The organism is Streptomyces sp. 142MFCol3.1 (assembly GCF_000424945.1).
GTDB classification, from domain to species: domain Bacteria; phylum Actinomycetota; class Actinomycetes; order Streptomycetales; family Streptomycetaceae; genus Streptomyces; species Streptomyces siamensis.
On record NZ_AUKV01000002.1, the window covers coordinates 12,966 to 29,794 of the forward strand.

Below are 16,829 nucleotides of genomic sequence, written 5' to 3' on the forward strand. Positions count from 1 at the left end.
CAGGATCCGGACGGGCGGTCCGGAATACGGGACGCACATCTCGGTCGCCGGCCGCACGCCGACGGACGGGTTCGGACATCGGCGTACGTCCAGTGAAACAGCGGTACGCCGCCCGGGGGACCGCTCGCTCAGGGGTTTGTCAAGTGTCCCTGGACCACCGGCGCCACCCGCGCCACGATCCGCTCCAGGTCGGCCGACGCCAGCGGCTCGATCTTGATCACGTAGCGCAGCATCGCGATGCCGACGAGCTGGGCGGCGGCGAGCTCGGCGCGCAGCTCTGCGTCCGGCAGGTCGAGCTGCTGGACGATGCGGCGCAGCAGCTGGGTGACCACGAGACGGCGGAAGACGGCGGCGGCCGCTTCGTTGTTCACGGCGGAGCGCACGATCGCGAGGAGCGGGGTGCGGGTGGCCGGGTTCTCCCAGACACCGAACACGAAGCGGGTGAGTCGTTCGCCGACCCCGTCGAGGGGGCCGTCCTCGATGGCGGCCGGAGCGGCCAGGGCGGGTGCGAAGGCGACCTCGATGGCCGCCTCGAAGACCTGTTCCTTGGTGCCGAAGTAGTGGTGCACGAGCGCGGAGTCCACCCCGGCGGCCTTCGCGATGCCCCGGACCGAGGCCTTCTCGTAGCCGCGCTCGGAGAACTCGGCGCGGGCCGCCTCCAGGATCTGGTCGCGGGTGGCGGGGGCCGCCTGGGTCTGCGTGCGGGAAGGGCGCCCCCGGCCGCGGCGGGGAGTGGCGTCCGTCACCGGCGGGGCACCTTCACGGCGGAGGCGAGGTGGAGCCGGGTGAAGGCCAGGGCCTCGGCCAGGTCGGCCTCGCGCTCGGCGCCGGACATCGCGCGGCGGGTGTTGACCTCGATGACGACATGGCCGTCGAACCCGGACAGCGCGAGGCGTTCGAGCAGCTCGGCGCAGGGCTGGGTGCCGCGGCCCGGGACCAGGTGCTCGTCCTTGTTGGATCCGTTGCCGTCGGCGAGGTGGACGTGGCCGAGGCGGTCTGCCATGCGGTCGATCATCTGCAGGGCGTCGGTACGGGCCGTCGCGGTGTGGCTGAGGTCGATCGTGAAGTGCCGGTAGTCGTCCTTCGTCACGTCCCACTCGGGGGCGTACGCGAGCATCTCGCGGTCGCGGTAGCGCCAGGGGTACATGTTCTCGACGGCGAACCGAACGTCCGTCTCGTGCGCCATCCGCCAGATCCCGCTGACGAAGTCGCGCGCGTACTGGCGCTGCCAGCGGAACGGGGGGTGCACGACGACGGTCGACGCGCCGAGCTTCTCCGCCGCCGCGCGGGCGCGCTGGAGCTTGACCCACGGGTCGGTGGACCACACCCGCTGGGTGATCAGCAGGCAGGGGGCGTGTACGGCGAGGATCGGGATCTGGTGGTAGTCGCTGAGCCTGCGCAGCGCCTCGATGTCCTGGCTGACCGGGTCGGTCCACACCATGACCTCGACTCCGTCGTAGCCGAGGCGTGCGGCGATCTCGAAGGCCGTCGCCGTCGACTCCGGGTACACGGAGGCCGTGGACAGCGCGACCTTCGCATCCGGGATGCGTACGACTGGTTCTGCCACGAGGGACAGAGTACGGGTTGGCTCCGGCGGGGGGCCGTGAGTGGTGGGCTTCCGGCCGGGGGCGTCAGGGGCTGTGGCCCGTGGTCTCCCGGCCTTTTCGCGCCGGGGGTGGGCTCCGTCACGTGGTGGGGACTCGGCGGCGCGGGGGTGTTTTGTCCTGTTCGCGGGGGTGGGGCTCCGGAGCGGTTCGTCCGGTTCCCGGGGTCGAGCGGGGCCGCGCGGATGAGCGCGGGTTGCGGCCACCCGGCCAGGGGCGCGGGGCACTGGGCGCCCTGCCTCTCACGGCGCCCTGCCTCCCACGGCGCCGTGGTCACCCCGCATCGCCACCCGCCCCGGCGACGCACCGCCCCGCCGGGGGCACTGCCTGCTCCCCGCGCACCGGGTGAGGCGGTTTCGGCGTGCGCCGGTCCGTGCGGGTTGCGCGTGGCTGGGCGCGCAGTTCCCCGCGCCCCTGGGTCCGCCCGACCCGACCACGCTCACCCGTGACCGCCGGGTGCCGCCGGGCGCGCGCAGTTCCCCGCGCCCCTACGTCCGCCCGACCCGACCACGCTCACCCGTGCGGGGCGGGTGGGGGTTGTTCCGAGGGCATGTGGTCCAAGCGGCGGAGGATGACGCCCTCGCGGAGGGCCCAGGGGCAGACCTCCAGGGTCTCGACGCCGAAGAGATCCATCGCGCCCTCGGCGACGAGCGCGCCCGCGAGGAGCTGGCCCGAGCGGCCGGGGGAGACGCCCGGGAGTTCCGCGCGCTCCTCCCCGGTCATCGAGGCGAGACGCGGCACCCAGTCCTCCAGCGCCCGCCGCTTCAGCTCGCGCTGGACGTAGAGGCCCTCCGTGGAGCGTGCGGCGCCGGCGATGCGGGCCAGTTGCTTGAACGTCTTGGAGGTGGCGACCACATGGTCGGGGGCGCCGAAGCGGCTGAACTCTCCGACCGTGCGGGCGATCTGCGCCCGCACATGGCGGCGCAGCGCCTTCACGTCGGCCGGATCGGCCGGGTCGGTGGGCAGCCAGCCGGCGGTGAGCCGCCCCGCGCCCAGCGGCAGCGACACGGCCGCGTCCGGCTCCTCGTCCATGCCGTACGCGATCTCCAGGGAGCCACCGCCGATGTCGAGGACGAGGAGCTTGCCCGCGGACCAGCCGAACCAGCGGCGGGCGGCGAGGAAGGTGAGTCTGGCCTCCTCCTCGCCGGTCAGGACCTGGAGCTCGACGCCGGTCTCGGCCTGCACCCGGGCCAGGACGTCGTCGGCGTTGCGCGCCTCACGGACCGCGGACGTGGCGAAGGGCAGCAGTGCCTCGACGCCCTTGTCCTCGGCGGCCTCCAGCGCGTCCTGGACCGTTTCGACCAGTTTGTCGACACCCGCGGGGTCGATCGCCCCGCTCCCGTCGAGCAGTTGGGCGAGCCGCAGGTCGGCCTTGTGCGAGTGCGCGGGCAGCGGACGGGCGCCGGGGTGGGCATCCACCACCAGCAGATGCACCGTGTTCGAACCCACGTCGAGGACACCGAGTCTCATGTACGGAACGCTACTGCCCCCTCGGTCGTCGACCGTCCCCGGAGCGGGCAGAAGCGACTTACCCTGGACGGGTGCCAAAGACGAAAAAGGCGAAGCCCGACAAATCAGCCAAGGGTCCTTCGCAGGCGAAGGCGCCCAAGCCCAAGAAGTCCCCGCCGAAGGCCGCCGTGTCCGACGAGAAGGGACTCGACTTCGCTCGCGCATGGGTGGAATTTCCTGATCCCGCCGACGACGAGCAGGTCTTCCGGTGCGATCTGACATGGCTGACCTCTCGCTGGAACTGCATCTTCGGAAGCGGCTGCCAGGGCATCCAGGCGGGCCGCGCCGACGACGGCTGCTGCACGCTGGGGGCCCACTTCTCGGACGAGGACGACGAGAAGCGGGTGGCCGAGCACGTGGCGCGCCTCACGCCGGACATCTGGCAGCACCATGACGTGGGCACGAAGACCGGCTGGGTCTCCGAGGACGAGGACGGCGACCGCCAGACGCGCCCGTACCAGGGCTCGTGCATCTTCCAGAACCGTCCGGGCTTCGCGGGCGGCGCGGGCTGCTCGCTGCACATCCTCGCCCTGAAGGAGGGCCGGGAGCCGCTGGAGACCAAGCCGGACGTCTGCTGGCAGCTGCCCGTCCGCCGGACGTACGAGTGGATCGACCGGCCCGACGACACCCGGGTGCTCCAGGTCTCCATCGGCGAGTACGACCGCCGCGGCTGGGGCCCGGGCGGCCACGACCTGCACTGGTGGTGCACCTCGGCGACCTCCGCGCACGGCGCGGGCGACCCGGTGTACGTGTCGTACCGCCCGGAGCTGATCGAGCTCATGGGCAAGGCGGGGTACGACCGCCTCGTCGAGCTCTGCGAGGAGCGGCTGGCGTCGCAGCTGCCGCTGCTGGCACCGCACCCGGCGGACCCGACGGACTGAGACGGGGCGCGGGGCGCGTCCACGCCCGCGGGCACGGCGGGCCGGGACGACAGGGCCGCAGAGCGTCCGCACCCGGTGCGTCGGGCCCGGACGACGGCCGCGGGGCCGTATCGGCACGTCGCCCTACGACGACGGGGTCGGCGCGCCGGTGTCGCTCGGCGGCGGCGTCGAGCCGCCCGGGTCCGACGGCGTCGAGTCGGTGGGCGCCGGGGAGGTCGTCGGGTCGGACGGCGTCGGCGACGGGCCGGGGTCGGACGGCGGCAGGGTCGAGCCGGGGTCGGTCGGGACCGGGGCGCTGGGCGTCGGGGCCGGGTCGTGACCCCCGGGACCGGAGGGCCCCGCGTTGCCGTAGCCGGCGATCGTGACCACGGCACGCGCGGGGGCGATCGCCACCTGCGCGCTCCAGTGGCCGACCGGCTCCCGGAGATGATCGACGTACACCTTGACCGTCACCGACTCGCCCGGGTCGAGGGTCCCCGCGGACTGGCTCAGGTAGAGCCACGAGGCTCCGGTGCGGGCGGACCAGTGGACCGGTGAACTCCCGGACGCGGTCAGTGTGATGAGGGTGGTGTCCCCGCTGTTGCCCGCCGTCACGGCGAGCTGCCCGGCGCCCTGCCCCGGGGTGCTTCCGGGGGCGCTGACGACCTCCACGGAGACGTCCGGCGAGCGGCTGCCCTTGGTGAAGCGCGCGTCGGGACGGGCGCTGGCGTTGCCCGCGTTCTCGTAGCCGCCCGACCCGTCGCCGTCCATGCCGTCGGGGCCGTGCGCCTCGCTCGCCGTGACCGGGCGGCCGTCGGTCCCCTCCCCGGTGAGGGGCGCGCCCCGGTAGGCGGCCCAAAGGGCGAGCACGGGTGCGGCGACGACGGTGGCGACGACCGTCGTCGTGACGGCACGCGCGCGGAGCCGGTCCCGGCGGGCCGCGTGGTCCTTGGGGTCCATCGGGAAGCCGCGCCGGTCGAAGCGCGGCGCGCCGCTCCGCGCGCGCGGGGCGTGGGCCATCGCGGTGTGCAGGGCCCGGCGCGGCGCCTCCAGGACGGGCAGGGCGGCGGGGGTGACGCTGGTGCCGGGCCAGGCGCCGGGGACCGCGCGCTCGGCGGTGCGGCGGCAGCGGGGGCAGTCGTCGACGTGTCTGACCAGCTCGCAGCGCAGGGCGGCGCTCAGGACCAGCTGGTTGTCACCGGTGAGGCGGGCGACGCCGGGGCAGGCACCGGTCTCGACGACGGCGAGCGCGGCGCGGGTGCGTTCGACCTCGCAGGCGGCGGAGGCGAGCAGCTCGCGGGCGGCGGCGAGGTCCATGCCGAGGACGGCGGCGACCTCGTGGGCGGCGAGCTGGTGACGCACGGCGAGTTCGAGCGCCTCGCGCTGCTCGGGAGTGGTGCCGGCGGCCTCCGGCCAGGCGAGCAGGGCGAGTTCGCGCTGGCGCCGCGCCCTGACCTCCTCGGACACGGTGCTGCCCAGCGCCTCGGCCGCTCGCCGGTCGGCGGTGTCCTGGTGCGACCGGTGGGCCGCGCGCCGCCCGGAGGCGTGCGCCGCCTGGCGTCTGCGCCGGGCTTCGGTGAGCTTGCGCAGACAGGACCAGCGGGCCAGCGCGTACAGCCAGGCGCGGCGGTCGGCCGCGGACTCGGGGCCGCGCGGGCTCCGGCGCTCGGCCAGCGCGAGAACGTCGCCGAGGGCGGCGGTGGCCGAGTCGTGGTCGCACAGCACGCTCAGGCAGTAGGTGAACAGGCCGTCCAGGTACGGTTCGTAGCGCGCGGGAGGACGCTGGGCAAGGGTGCGGGTGCTCGCGCCACGGGGCGCCGCCACCCGCTTGCGGGCGGGTCCGTGCGCCCGGTGTGCGCCGGTTGTGTGCGTGGTGGTCTCCGGACTGCTGCTCATCACCCGTGCGACCGTAGGCGCCCCGAGGTGGCCCCTTCTTCCACCTTGAGCACATTTAATCCGTACGGGTGAAACGATCCCTCAATCGGGTACACGAACCTCCGATCCCGTGGCCCAGGCCGGCACGGGCGGCGATGGCAGGCCATGGCAGATACCCCTGCCGGGTGCGCCGGCGGACCGGGGAGCACCGGCCCGGCGGAGGCGCCGGCCGAGCGCCCGGCCACCGCCCCGGCCCCGCTTCCCGGCCTTCCCCACCGCTCGAGGCCGGGGTGTCAGTGGGCTCGGTTACGGTTCCGTCATGGCTGCCCGTACGAAAACCGCGAAGGACCGGCCGTCCTACCGCTGCACCGAGTGCGGCTGGCAGACGGCCAAGTGGCTCGGCCGCTGCCCCGAGTGCCAGGCATGGGGGACGGTCGAGGAGTACGGCGCGCCCGCCGTGCGCACCACGGCGCCGGGCCGCGTCACCACCTCCGCGGTACCGATCGGGCAGGTCGACGGCCGTCAGGCCACCGCCCGCCCCACCGGCGTGCCCGAGCTGGACCGGGTCCTCGGCGGCGGCCTGGTGCCCGGCGCGGTCGTCCTGGTCGCGGGCGAGCCCGGCGTCGGCAAGTCCACCCTCCTGCTCGACGTCGCCGCAAAGTCGGCGAGCGACGAACACCGCACGCTGTATGTCACCGGCGAGGAGTCGGCGAGCCAGGTCCGGCTGCGCGCCGATCGCATCAAGGCGATCGACGACCACCTCTATCTCGCCGCGGAGACCGATCTGGCCGCCGTCCTCGGCCACTTGGACGCGGTGAAGCCGTCCCTGCTCATCATGGACTCGGTGCAGACCGTCGCCTCCCCGGAGATCGACGGCGCCCCCGGTGGCATGGCGCAGGTGCGCGAGGTCGCCGGAGCGCTCATCCGAGCCTCCAAGGAGCGGGGCATGTCCACCCTCCTCGTGGGCCATGTCACCAAGGACGGCGCCATCGCGGGCCCCCGCCTGCTCGAACACCTCGTGGACGTCGTGCTGCACTTCGAGGGCGACCGGCACGCCCGCCTCCGGCTCGTCCGAGGAGTGAAGAACCGGTACGGGACGACGGACGAGGTCGGCTGCTTCGAGCTGCACGACGAGGGCATCACGGGCCTCGCGGACCCCTCGGGCCTGTTCCTGACGCGCCGCGACGAGCCGGTGCCCGGGACCTGCCTGACTGTCACGCTCGAAGGCCGTCGCCCCCTGGTCGCCGAAGTGCAGGCGCTCACCGTGGACTCGCAGATCCCCTCCCCGCGCCGGACGACGTCCGGCCTGGAGACCTCACGGGTCTCGATGATGCTCGCCGTCCTGGAGCAGCGCGGACGGATCAGCGCTCTCGGCAAGCGGGACATCTACTCGGCGACGGTCGGCGGCGTGAAGCTCTCCGAGCCCGCCGCGGACCTCGCGATCGCGCTCGCGCTGGCCTCGGCCGCGAGTGACACCCCGCTGCCCAAGAACCTCGTGGCGATCGGCGAGGTGGGGCTTGCGGGCGAGGTCAGACGGGTCACGGGCGTCCAGCGCAGGCTCGCCGAAGCGCACCGCCTGGGCTTCACGCACGCCCTCGTACCGGCCGACCCGGGCAAGATCCCTCCCGGTATGAAGGTCCTGGAAGTCGCCGACATGGGCGACGCGCTGCGGGTCCTTCCTCGCTCCCGTCCTCGAGAGGCCCCACGGGCGGAGGAAGAGCGCCGGTAGACTTTGCCCTGGTCTCGCCCGTCCGTACGAACCGAGGGCGACCGGAAACCTGCGACCGGAGGAGTGCAGTGGCAGCCAACGACCGGGCAGCAGCTCCCGGAAAGTCCGGTGGGAGCTCCGGTGCCGATGGCCTGATGCGCGCCTCACTGAGCGCCGTGGCACCCGGCACGGCCCTGCGCGACGGGCTCGAGCGGATTCTCCGCGGCAACACAGGCGGACTCATCGTGCTGGGCTCCGACAAGACCGTCGAAGCGATGTGTACGGGCGGTTTTGTCCTGGATGTCGAGTTCACCGCCACGCGGCTGCGTGAACTGTGCAAGCTCGACGGCGGCATCGTCCTCGACAAGGACATCACCAAGATCCTCCGGGCGGGCGTGCAGCTGGTGCCCGATCCGACGATCCCCACGGAGGAGACCGGCACGCGGCACCGCACCGCGGACCGGGTGAGCAAGCAGGTCGGCTTCCCCGTCGTCTCGGTCTCCCAGTCGATGCGCCTGATCGCGCTGTACGTCGACGGTCAGCGCCGGGTCCTGGAGGACTCCGCCGCGATCCTCTCCCGCGCCAACCAGGCGCTCGCGACCCTGGAGCGCTACAAGCTCCGCCTCGACGAGGTCGCGGGCACGCTGTCCGCGCTGGAGATCGAGGACCTGGTCACCGTCCGGGACGTCTCGGCGGTCGCCCAGCGCCTGGAGATGGTCCGCCGCATCGCCACCGAGATCGCCGAGTACGTGGTCGAACTGGGCACCGACGGACGTCTTCTCGCGCTCCAGCTGGACGAGTTGATCGCGGGCGTGGAGCCCGAGCGTGAGCTCGTCGTGCGGGACTACGTGCCGGAGCCGACCGCCAAGCGCTCCCGCACGGTCGACGAAGCGCTGTTCGAACTGGACGCGCTGACCCACGCGGAGCTCCTCGAACTCTCCACCGTGGCGAGGGCGTTGGGCTACACCGGCTCCCCCGAGGCGCTGGACTCGGCGGTCTCGCCGCGCGGCTTCCGGCTGCTCGCGAAGGTGCCCCGGCTGCCCGGCGCGATCATCGACCGGCTCGTCGAGCACTTCGGCGGGCTGCAGAAGCTGCTCGCGGCCAGCGTGGACGACCTCCAGACGGTCGACGGCGTGGGCGAGGCGCGGGCGCGCAGTGTCCGCGAGGGCCTGTCCCGCCTGGCCGAGTCGTCGATCCTGGAGCGGTACGTCTAGCCGGTCCGGCGGATCGCCGGGCCCTCGGCGCTCCAGCTCCGCACTGCTCGGGCCGGGCCCCTTCTCTTCGGCCCGCGGGCCGGGTCCCGGGCCTGGGCGCCCGCCCGGGACCTGAGCGCTCGGAGTGGGAGCCGGCGCGACCCCGGCGCCGTTCCTGGGCCCGGTCCAGGCTCAGTCCTCGCTCAGTCCTTGGCCAGGACGAACGACGTCTGGGCCTTGGCCAGTCCGGGCGCCTTCGCCTCCACCAGGTACGTGCCCGCGGACGCCGAACCCGCCGGTGGCGTGGCGCACTCGGGGGCGCTGGCCTTGCGGTCCCACCTCACCTTGTAGATCACCTGGTCGTCGGCGGGCACGCGGTACAGCTGGCTGCCGCCGCCCTTCGGGCAGTCGTCCGAGGACCAGATGTCGTCGTCACTTCCGGCCTGAGTGATCGTCAGCACGGTTTTCTCGGGCCCGAGATCGAGCTTGCAGGCACTGCCCGAGGAGTTCTTGGCGATGAGGTCGATCGTGGGGGTCTCGTCGGGGGCGTAGCTGTTGTGCTCACTGTGCAGCGTCAACTTCACGTCGCCGGGAGTGCAGTTGGGGACGGTGGAGCCGGCCGGGAGCCGGTCGCCCGACCCGCCGCCGTTCTTGGACCCGTCGTCCGAGCCGCCTCCGGTCCCGCCACCGCTCTCCTCGGAGCCGCCGGAACCGGCACCGCCGGCGGAAGCGCCGCCGCTCGTGTCGCCGTCACCGTCGCCGCCCTCGTCGCCCTCGTCGCCGCCACCGCTACCACTGCCGCTCGACTCGTCGCGCCCGCCAGGGTGTTGGCTGATCGCGGGACCCGAACCGGAGGGGCCGGGAGTGATGGTGGGCGCGGGGTTCTTCCCGTTGGACCCGCCGTTGTCGTGCTTTCCGCCTCCGCCGCCGGAACCGACCACCCACACGACGAGCAGCGCCAACAGCGCTACCACAGACAGCAGAACGGCCCTCCGACGCCAGTAGATGGTGGAGGGCAGCGGCCCGACAGGATTGCGCAGAGATCCCACGGCGCAAACTGTACGAGAGATCGGCGCCGCGGCTTGCCGCACCCGCCGCCCTGTCGGCAACTTTTCCGGATCATCATCCCGGGGCACGGCGAGTTTTCACCCCCTCCGCCCCTACCCGTCCGGTACCTGCGGACTTCGTGCCCGGGCACCGTGACGGCCCTGACGGGCCCGCGCTCAATCGCCGGACGGGCTGCAAAGATCTGGCAGGATCGACAGAGCCATGACTGCACCCACCAAACCCACCCAGAACGCCTCCGGCGAGACGCTGCACGCACCCGTCATCGCCTGGTTCGACGAGCACGCCCGTGACCTCCCGTGGCGGCGCCCCGACGCCGGTCCCTGGGGAGTGATGGTCAGCGAGTTCATGCTCCAGCAGACCCCGGTCAACCGCGTACTCCCCGTGTACGAGCAGTGGCTGGCGCGCTGGCCCCGCCCCGCCGACCTGGCGAAGGAGGCCCCGGGAGAGGCCGTCCGCGCCTGGGGCCGGCTCGGCTACCCACGGCGCGCGCTGCGCCTGCACGGCGCCGCGGTGGCCATAACGGAGCGGCACGGCGGCGACGTACCGGCGGAGCACGCCCAGCTGCTGGCGCTGCCCGGCATCGGGGAGTACACGGCGGCGGCGGTCGCGTCCTTCGCCTACGGCCAGCGGCACGCCGTGCTGGACACGAATGTGCGCCGGGTGTTCGCGCGGGCCGTCACCGGCGTCCAGTACCCGCCGAACGCCACCACCGCGGCCGAGCGCAAGCTCGCGCGGGCGCTGCTGCCCGAGAACGAGCACACCGCGTCCCGCTGGGCCGCCGCCTCCATGGAGCTCGGCGCGCTCGTCTGCACGGCGAAGAACGAGACCTGTCACCGCTGCCCCATCGCCTCGCAGTGCGCGTGGCAGTTGGCGGGCAAGCCGGAGCACCAGGGCCCACCGCGGCGAGGTCAGACCTACGCCGGCACGGACCGGCAGGTGCGCGGAAAGCTGCTCGCCGTGCTGCGGGAAGCGGTCGCGCCCGTGCCGCAGGCGGCACTTGACCGTGTGTGGGGCGAACCGGTGCAGCGGGCGCGCGCGCTCGACGGGCTCGTCGCCGACGGACTGGTGGAGCCGCTCCCCGGAGCTCTGTATCGGCTCCCCCTGACCTGACAAAAGCACCCGCAACGGGACCAGTAAGGACAGAAAGCAGCCTCTCTCTTACCCCGCGCCTACATCCGTTACACAACCGACGGACAGCCGATTGCTTGCCGCAGGCTGTCTCGGACAACCCCGTGACAACGCCTCCGTAGCTTCATTGCCGTACCGCAGGAGCGGCCGCACAGACCGCGGCACGCAGGCGGTGCGACAGCAGACGGACAACCGGCAGCAGGCAGGTCGGAAACGGGGATGGAGGCGGTTGATCATGGCGCAGGGCGAGGTGCTCGAATTCGAGGAGTACGTCCGTACCCGGCAGGACGCGCTGCTGCGCAGTGCCCGCCGCCTGGTCCCCGACCCGGTCGACGCGCAGGACCTGCTGCAGACCGCGCTCGTGCGGACGTACGGCCGCTGGGACGGCATCGCGGACAAGCGGCTGGCCGACGCCTACCTGCGCCGCGTCATGATCAACACCCGGACCGAGTGGTGGCGGGCCCGCAAGCTCGAAGAGGTGCCCACCGAGCAGCTTCCGGACGCCAGCGTCGACGACTCCACCGAGCAGCACGCGGACCGCGCGCTGCTGATGGACATCATGAAGGTTCTCGCTCCCAAGCAACGCAGTGTCGTGGTGCTGCGACACTGGGAGCAGATGTCCACGGAGGAGACGGCCGCCGCCCTCGGCATGTCGGCCGGAACGGTCAAGAGCACGCTGCACCGGGCGCTGGCCCGGCTCCGCGAGGAGCTGGAGAGCCGCGACCTCGCGGAGCGCGGCGCCCGCGCGCTCGAGCCGGGTGAGGAGCGGGAGCGTTGCGCGGCCTAGAAAGTCGGGCCTATCAGGTCCTGAAGGCGGGGAGTACGGCCACTGCCGTGCTCACCGCCCTCGGCCTTTTCGTGAGCGCCTGTGCCACCGGTGGCACAGGCGCCCGCGACGAGGGCCCGGCGGGCGGCGACGCCGTCGCGAAGGGCGCCGCCACGCCCACGGCCGCCGTCTCTCCGAGCAAGGCGGCGCGGCGCGTCGACGCCGTCCGGCTGGTCAAGAACGACCCGGGCGTCAGCGCGGCGGTAAAACGCGACCTGAAGCCGTGCGTCGGCGACGAGTACCCCGTCGACGTGTCGTACGGCAACCTCACCGAAAGCTCCTCGAACGACGTCGTGGTCAACGTGATGACCTGCGGCGACGCCGTCGGCATCGGCTCGTACGTGTACCGCGAGGCCAACGGCAGGTACCAGAATGTGTTCAAGGCCGAGGAGCCGCCGGTCTACGCGGAGATAGACCGCGGCGATCTGGTGGTCACCCAGCAGCTGTACGAGAAGGGCGACCCGGTGTCGTACCCCTCCAGCGAAGAAGTGATCACCTACGGCTGGTCCGCGACCCACTTCACCGAGGAGTCCCGGATCCACAACGACTACAGCGACGCGGTGGGCGGCGCCGACTCGCCCTCGCCCGAGGCGAACTGAGAGCAGGCGGAGCAGACGGATGGCAGAGCAGACCCACGTCCTGTTCGTCGAGGACGACGACGTCATCCGGGAGGCCACGCAACTCGCCCTGGAGCGCGACGGCTTCGCGGTGACCGCCATGCCCGACGGGCTGTCGGGCCTGGAGGCGTTCCGTGCCGACCGCCCGGACATCGCCCTGCTGGACGTGATGGTCCCCGGGCTCGACGGCGTCTCGCTGTGCCGGCGAATCCGGGACGAGTCGACCGTCCCCGTGATCATGCTGTCCGCGCGCGCCGACTCGATCGACGTCGTGCTCGGCCTGGAGGCCGGCGCCGACGACTATGTGACCAAGCCCTTCGACGGGGCCGTTCTGGTCGCCCGCATCCGCGCGGTGCTGCGCCGCTTCGGGCACGCCAACGGCGGACGGAGCGCGGCGGCCGACGAGCCGGCCCCGGTGGACGGCGGGGTCCTCGCCTTCGGTGATCTGGAGATCGACACCGAGGGCATGGAGGTGCGCAGGAGCGGTGCGCACGTGGCGCTGACGCCCACCGAGATGCGGCTCCTGCTGGAGTTCTCCGCCGCGCCGGGTACGGTGCTGAGCCGCGACAAGCTGCTCGAACGCGTGTGGGACTACGGCTGGGGCGGTGACACCCGCGTCGTCGACGTGCACGTGCAGCGGCTGCGCACGAAGATCGGCCAGGACCGGATCGAGACGGTCCGTGGCTTCGGCTACAAGTTGAAAGCCTGAGCAGGGGTATGCGGGGGATGTTTCGGCCTCAGGGGTCCGGTGAACCGGCAGGGCGCCCGGTCCCGGGCGGAGGGACGGGTACGGGCCCGGTCCCGGGCGGACGGACGGGTACGGGCGCCGTCCCGGGCGGACGGACGGGCACGGGCCCGGTCCCGGGCGGACGGACGGGTACGGGCGCGCGTCCCGGCGGTGCCGCGGCCGACGGCCCCGACTCGGGCACGAACATCCGCACCGGCATCCGCTGGAAGCTGAGCACGGCGATCGCCCTGGTCGGCGCGCTCGTCGCGATCGCGCTGAGCCTGGTCGTGCACAACGCGGCCCGGGTGTCGATGCTCGACAACTCGCGGGACCTCGCGGACGAGCGCATCCAGCTCGCCCAGCGCATGTACGGACCCGGCCGGCCGCCGCCCTTCGGGGCCAAGATCGACGACCCGTCCATCCCCGGTGACCTGCTGGAGAGCGTCTCGCACGGCCGGCGGGCCACCTATATCTCCGAGGGCACGCACGGGGTGCCCGACATCTGGGCCGCCGTACCGCTCAGGGACGGCCGGGTGCTGTCCTGGCACGAGCGGTTCACCGACCGCAACGCGGACGTCATGAAGGACCTCGACCAGGCCCTGATCATCGGGTCCATCGCGGTCGTGTTCGGCGGCAGCGCGCTCGGCGTGCTCATAGGCGGCCAGCTGTCACGCCGGCTGCGCAAGGCCGCGGCCGCCGCGAACCAGGTCGCCAAGGGCGACACCGACGTGCGGGTGCGGGACGCGATCGGCGGTGTGGTGCGCGACGAGACCGACGACCTGGCACGGGCCGTCGACGCGATGGCGGACGCGCTCCAGCAGCGCATCGAGGCGGAGCGCCGGGTGACCGCCGACATCGCCCACGAGCTGCGCACGCCGGTGACCGGGCTGCTGACGGCGGCGGAGCTGCTGCCGCCCGGCCGTCCCACCGAACTCGTCAGGGACCGGGCGCAGGCCATGCGCACGCTCGTCGAGGACGTCCTGGAGGTCGCCCGCCTCGACGGCGCCTCCGAGCGGGCCGAGCTGCAGGACATCATGCTCGGCGAGTTCGTCACGCGGCGCGTGGCCGCGAAGGACGCGGGCGTCGAGGTGCGCGTGGTCCACGAGTCGGAGGTCACGACCGACCCGCGGCGCCTGGAACGCGTCCTGTTCAACCTCCTCGCGAACGCCTCCCGGCACGGCAGGCCGCCGGTGGAGGTCACGGTCGAGGGCCGTGTCATCCGTGTCCGCGACCACGGCCCCGGCTTCCCCGAGAAGCTCCTCGCCGAGGGCCCGAGCCGCTTCCGTACGGGCAGCACCGACCGCGCCGGTCACGGGCACGGGCTGGGCCTCACCATCGCCGCGGGGCAGGCGCGGGTGCTCGGGGCCCGGCTGACGTTCCGCAACGTACGGCCCGCCGGGGCTCCGGACGACGTGCCCGCGGAGGGCGCGGTCGCGGTGCTGTGGCTGCCGGAGCACGCCCCGACGAACACCGGGAGCTATCCGATGCTGCCGTCGGCCTCCGGCAAGTGAGGGTCCGGCGGCCCCGGTCCCCTCACCGGCCGGGGGCGGCCGCGGCGCGCGGCGGCACGCTCGGCAGCCGAAGTCCTTGGAGAAGTCGAGCGCCTCGCTGCGCTCGGTGAGCGAGCGGCGGTGCGTCAGATACCGGCCGGGTGTCTCGCCGTACGCCGCCTTGAAGGCGCGGATGACGTGAAAGCGCGAGTACCCGGCGTGCGCGGCCGGCGCGTCGAGATCGAGGCCGGGCTCGGCCCAGTCCCGGACCATCGCGTCCTCGGCCGGCCGCAGTTGCCGCATACTGTCCACGTTCCCGATGGTGGCACGCGGCACCGACACCGCCGCGGCCGTCGCCCGACGGCGCCGGAACACCCGGCCCGTCGCGGGCCGGAGCCGAAGACGGGAGAAGGCCCCCGGGGCGGACAACGCCGGGGGCCTTCGGTCCGAGTACGCGCGGATCTCGGGTGGAGTTCGCCGAACTCCGGAGCTCGCCGAACTCGTGGGGTCGTGGAGGGGGTCAGACCGCCTCGGCGATGCTCGCCGCGGGGGCCGCGTCCTGCGCCGCGCCGTCGTCCGGCTTGGGCGCGCCCGCCGCCCCCTTCAGCGGGACCTCCTTGACGAACACGGCGGCGACCAGCGCCACCACTGCCACCACGGAGCCGAGCAGGAACGCGGAGTGCGTACCGGAGGACACCGCGTACTGGTAGGCCTCGCGCGCCGCGGTGGGCAGCTTCGCCAGGCTGGCCGCGTCGAGCTGCGCGGACTGCTCCGTCACCTTGGAGCCGAGCGCTCCGGCCCGCTCGGCCATCACGTCCTGCACCCGGTGGTTGAACAGGGCGCCCATGATGGCGACGCCGAAGGAGGAACCGAGGGTCCGGAACAGGGTGGTCGAGGAGGACGCGACTCCCATGTCCTTCATCTCCACGCTGTTCTGTGCGACCAGCATGGTGATCTGCATCAGGCAGCCCATGCCCGCGCCCAGCACCGCCATGTACAGACCCGAGGTCAGGCGGGTCGTCCCGGTGTCCATCTGGGCGAGCAGGAACAGCCCGACGATCATCAGGACGCTGCCGACGAGCGGGAAGACCTTGTAGCGGCCGCTGTTGGTGGTGACCCGGCCCGCGACCATGGACACGGCGAGCATCGCGCCGAGCATCGGCAGGAGCAGCAGACCGGAGTTGGTCGCGGACGCGCCCTGCACGGACTGCTGGTACAGCGGGAGGAAGAGCACCGCACCGAACATCACGAAGCCGGTGATGAAGCCGATGACGGACATCAGGGTGAAGTTGCGGCTGCGGAAGATGTGCAGCGGCATGATCGGCGCGGCGGCCCTGGTCTGCCAGAAGACGAAGCCGACGAGCGCGGCTACGCCGATGCCGATCAGCTCCATGATCCGCGCGGAGCCCCAGGAGTACTCGGTGCCGCCCCAGGTGGTGACCAGCACGATCGACGAGATGCCGAGCGCCAGCAGGCCGGCGCCGAGGTAGTCGATCTTCGCCTGGACCCGCTTCCTGGGCAGGTGCAGCACGGCGCTGACCGCGAGGAGCGCGACGACGCCGAGCGGAAGGTCGATGTAGAAGGACCAGCGCCAGCCCCAGTGGTCGGTGATGGAGCCGCCGACCAGCGGGCCGAGGATCATGGCGAAGGCCATGACGCCGGCCATCATGCCCTGGTACTTGCCGCGCTCCCGCGGCGGGATCAGGTCGCCGATGATCGCCATGACACCGACCATGAGACCGCCGGCACCGAGACCCTGGACGGCGCGGAAGCCGATGAGCTGCCCCATGTCCTGGGACATGCCGCTGAGCGCGGAGCCGATCAGGAAGATCACGATCGAGGTCATGAAGGCGCCCTTGCGCCCGTACATGTCGCCGAGCTTGCCCCAGATCGGGGTCGAGGCGGCGGTCGCGAGCGTGTACGCGGTGACGACCCAGGACAGGTGCGCCAGCCCGCCCAGTTCACCGACGATCGTGGGCATCGCCGTACCGACGATCATGTTGTCGAGCATCGCGAGCAGCATCGCGATCATGAGCGCGAGCAGTACGACCCGCACGCTGCGAGGCGCTTTCCCGCCGTCCTCGGCGACCGGTGCGGCCGCCGCCGTGTTGTCCGCCATCGTTTTCCCACTCCCCTGAGTACCGCCGCCGGCCTCTGGTGCGGCCGCCGCCCCTCGACTACTTACTTGCCGACCGGCAAGTTGACTACACTCAGGGAAACTAGA

At 72.7% G+C, this 16,829-nt stretch carries 14 protein-coding genes and 1 pseudogene; 8 read left to right on the forward strand and 7 right to left on the reverse strand.

Annotated features, from left to right (window positions below; translation table 11 throughout):
• Nucleotides 1-128: 128 nt before the first annotated feature.
• The 3 genes from H305_RS0102555 to H305_RS0102565 form a co-directional block, all read right to left on the reverse strand.
• Nucleotides 129-746, reverse strand: a complete 618-nt coding sequence (locus H305_RS0102555; protein ID WP_028799026.1) for a TetR/AcrR family transcriptional regulator — start codon at nt 744-746, stop codon at nt 129-131.
• Nucleotides 743-1,567, reverse strand: coding sequence for a sugar phosphate isomerase/epimerase family protein (locus H305_RS0102560; protein WP_028799027.1), 825 nt, complete (start codon nt 1,565-1,567; stop codon nt 743-745). The genes H305_RS0102555 and H305_RS0102560 overlap by 4 nt, the downstream gene beginning before the upstream one ends.
• Nucleotides 1,568-2,117: 550 nt before the next feature.
• Nucleotides 2,118-3,074, reverse strand: coding sequence for a Ppx/GppA phosphatase family protein (locus H305_RS0102565; protein WP_028799028.1), 957 nt, complete (start codon nt 3,072-3,074; stop codon nt 2,118-2,120).
• 71 nt (nt 3,075-3,145) lie between these two features.
• Between H305_RS0102565 and H305_RS0102570 the strand changes: the two genes are divergently transcribed.
• Entirely contained in the window at nt 3,146-3,994 is an 849-nt protein-coding gene (locus H305_RS0102570; RefSeq protein WP_028799029.1) for a hypothetical protein, read from the forward strand.
• Nucleotides 3,995-4,117: 123 nt separating this feature from the next.
• Here the strand turns inward: H305_RS0102570 and H305_RS0102575 are convergent, their stop codons facing one another.
• Complete coding sequence (locus H305_RS0102575) at nt 4,118-5,872, reverse strand: BACON domain-containing protein (RefSeq protein WP_028799030.1); 1,755 nt, start codon at nt 5,870-5,872, stop codon at nt 4,118-4,120.
• A gap of 295 nt (nt 5,873-6,167) precedes the next feature.
• On the opposite strand from H305_RS0102575, the gene radA reads away from it, so the two are divergent.
• Together radA and disA are read left to right on the forward strand one after the other, a co-directional pair.
• The gene (gene radA, locus H305_RS0102580; RefSeq protein ID WP_028799031.1) at nt 6,168-7,577 is read left to right on the forward strand and encodes a DNA repair protein RadA; all 1,410 of its coding nucleotides are present in this window, start codon (nt 6,168-6,170) and stop codon (nt 7,575-7,577) included.
• A 68-nt stretch (nt 7,578-7,645) separates the two neighbouring features.
• Nucleotides 7,646-8,770, forward strand: a complete 1,125-nt coding sequence (gene disA / locus H305_RS0102585) for a DNA integrity scanning diadenylate cyclase DisA (protein ID WP_028799032.1) — start codon at nt 7,646-7,648, stop codon at nt 8,768-8,770.
• 182 nt (nt 8,771-8,952) lie between these two features.
• Here disA and H305_RS0102590 read toward each other — a convergent pair whose 3' ends face one another.
• On the reverse strand, nt 8,953-9,798 hold the full coding sequence (locus tag H305_RS0102590; protein WP_028799033.1) for a hypothetical protein: 846 nt from the start codon (nt 9,796-9,798) through the stop codon (nt 8,953-8,955).
• A gap of 220 nt (nt 9,799-10,018) precedes the next feature.
• Between H305_RS0102590 and H305_RS0102595 the strand changes: the two genes are divergently transcribed.
• The 5 genes from H305_RS0102595 (at nt 10,019) to cseC (ending at nt 14,626) form a co-directional block, all read left to right on the forward strand.
• Nucleotides 10,019-10,927, forward strand: a complete 909-nt coding sequence (locus tag H305_RS0102595; RefSeq protein WP_028799034.1) for an A/G-specific adenine glycosylase — start codon at nt 10,019-10,021, stop codon at nt 10,925-10,927.
• A gap of 253 nt (nt 10,928-11,180) precedes the next feature.
• Nucleotides 11,181-11,732, forward strand: a complete 552-nt coding sequence (locus H305_RS0102600) for a SigE family RNA polymerase sigma factor (protein WP_028799035.1) — start codon at nt 11,181-11,183, stop codon at nt 11,730-11,732.
• Nucleotides 11,720-12,370: a hypothetical protein gene (locus H305_RS0102605; RefSeq protein ID WP_078628842.1), complete on the forward strand. Its 651-nt coding sequence runs from the start codon at nt 11,720-11,722 to the stop codon at nt 12,368-12,370. The genes H305_RS0102600 and H305_RS0102605 overlap by 13 nt, the downstream gene beginning before the upstream one ends.
• Before the next feature lie 19 nt (nt 12,371-12,389).
• A complete protein-coding gene (gene cseB, locus H305_RS0102610; RefSeq protein WP_028799037.1) occupies nt 12,390-13,097 on the forward strand; it encodes a two-component system response regulator CseB in 708 nt (235 codons plus the stop codon).
• Nucleotides 13,098-13,105: 8 nt separating this feature from the next.
• Nucleotides 13,106-14,626, forward strand: coding sequence for a two-component system sensor histidine kinase CseC (gene cseC / locus H305_RS0102615; protein ID WP_078628843.1), 1,521 nt, complete (start codon nt 13,106-13,108; stop codon nt 14,624-14,626).
• An 87-nt stretch (nt 14,627-14,713) separates the two neighbouring features.
• Here cseC and H305_RS49990 read toward each other — a convergent pair.
• Nucleotides 14,714-14,908 (reverse strand): annotated as a pseudogene (locus tag H305_RS49990) (helix-turn-helix transcriptional regulator); the annotation flags it as partial.
• A gap of 217 nt (nt 14,909-15,125) precedes the next feature.
• On the reverse strand, nt 15,126-16,724 hold the full coding sequence (locus tag H305_RS0102620) for an MDR family MFS transporter (RefSeq protein ID WP_028799039.1): 1,599 nt from the start codon (nt 16,722-16,724) through the stop codon (nt 15,126-15,128).
• Nucleotides 16,725-16,829 lie beyond the last annotated feature (105 nt).

What these genes read in the sequence shown, in the direction of transcription:
- H305_RS0102565 (WP_028799028.1), bottom strand. Translation starts at nt 3,074, where the DNA reads ATGAGACTCGGTGTCCTCGACGTGGGTTCGAACACGGTGCATCTGCTG.
- radA (WP_028799031.1), top strand. Translation starts at nt 6,168, where the DNA reads ATGGCTGCCCGTACGAAAACCGCGAAGGACCGGCCGTCCTACCGCTGC.
- H305_RS0102595 (WP_028799034.1), top strand. Translation starts at nt 10,019, where the DNA reads ATGACTGCACCCACCAAACCCACCCAGAACGCCTCCGGCGAGACGCTG.
- H305_RS0102600 (WP_028799035.1), top strand. Translation starts at nt 11,181, where the DNA reads ATGGCGCAGGGCGAGGTGCTCGAATTCGAGGAGTACGTCCGTACCCGG.
- cseB (WP_028799037.1), top strand. Translation starts at nt 12,390, where the DNA reads ATGGCAGAGCAGACCCACGTCCTGTTCGTCGAGGACGACGACGTCATC.
- cseC (WP_078628843.1), top strand. Translation starts at nt 13,106, where the DNA reads ATGCGGGGGATGTTTCGGCCTCAGGGGTCCGGTGAACCGGCAGGGCGC.
- H305_RS0102620 (WP_028799039.1), bottom strand. Translation starts at nt 16,724, where the DNA reads ATGGCGGACAACACGGCGGCGGCCGCACCGGTCGCCGAGGACGGCGGG.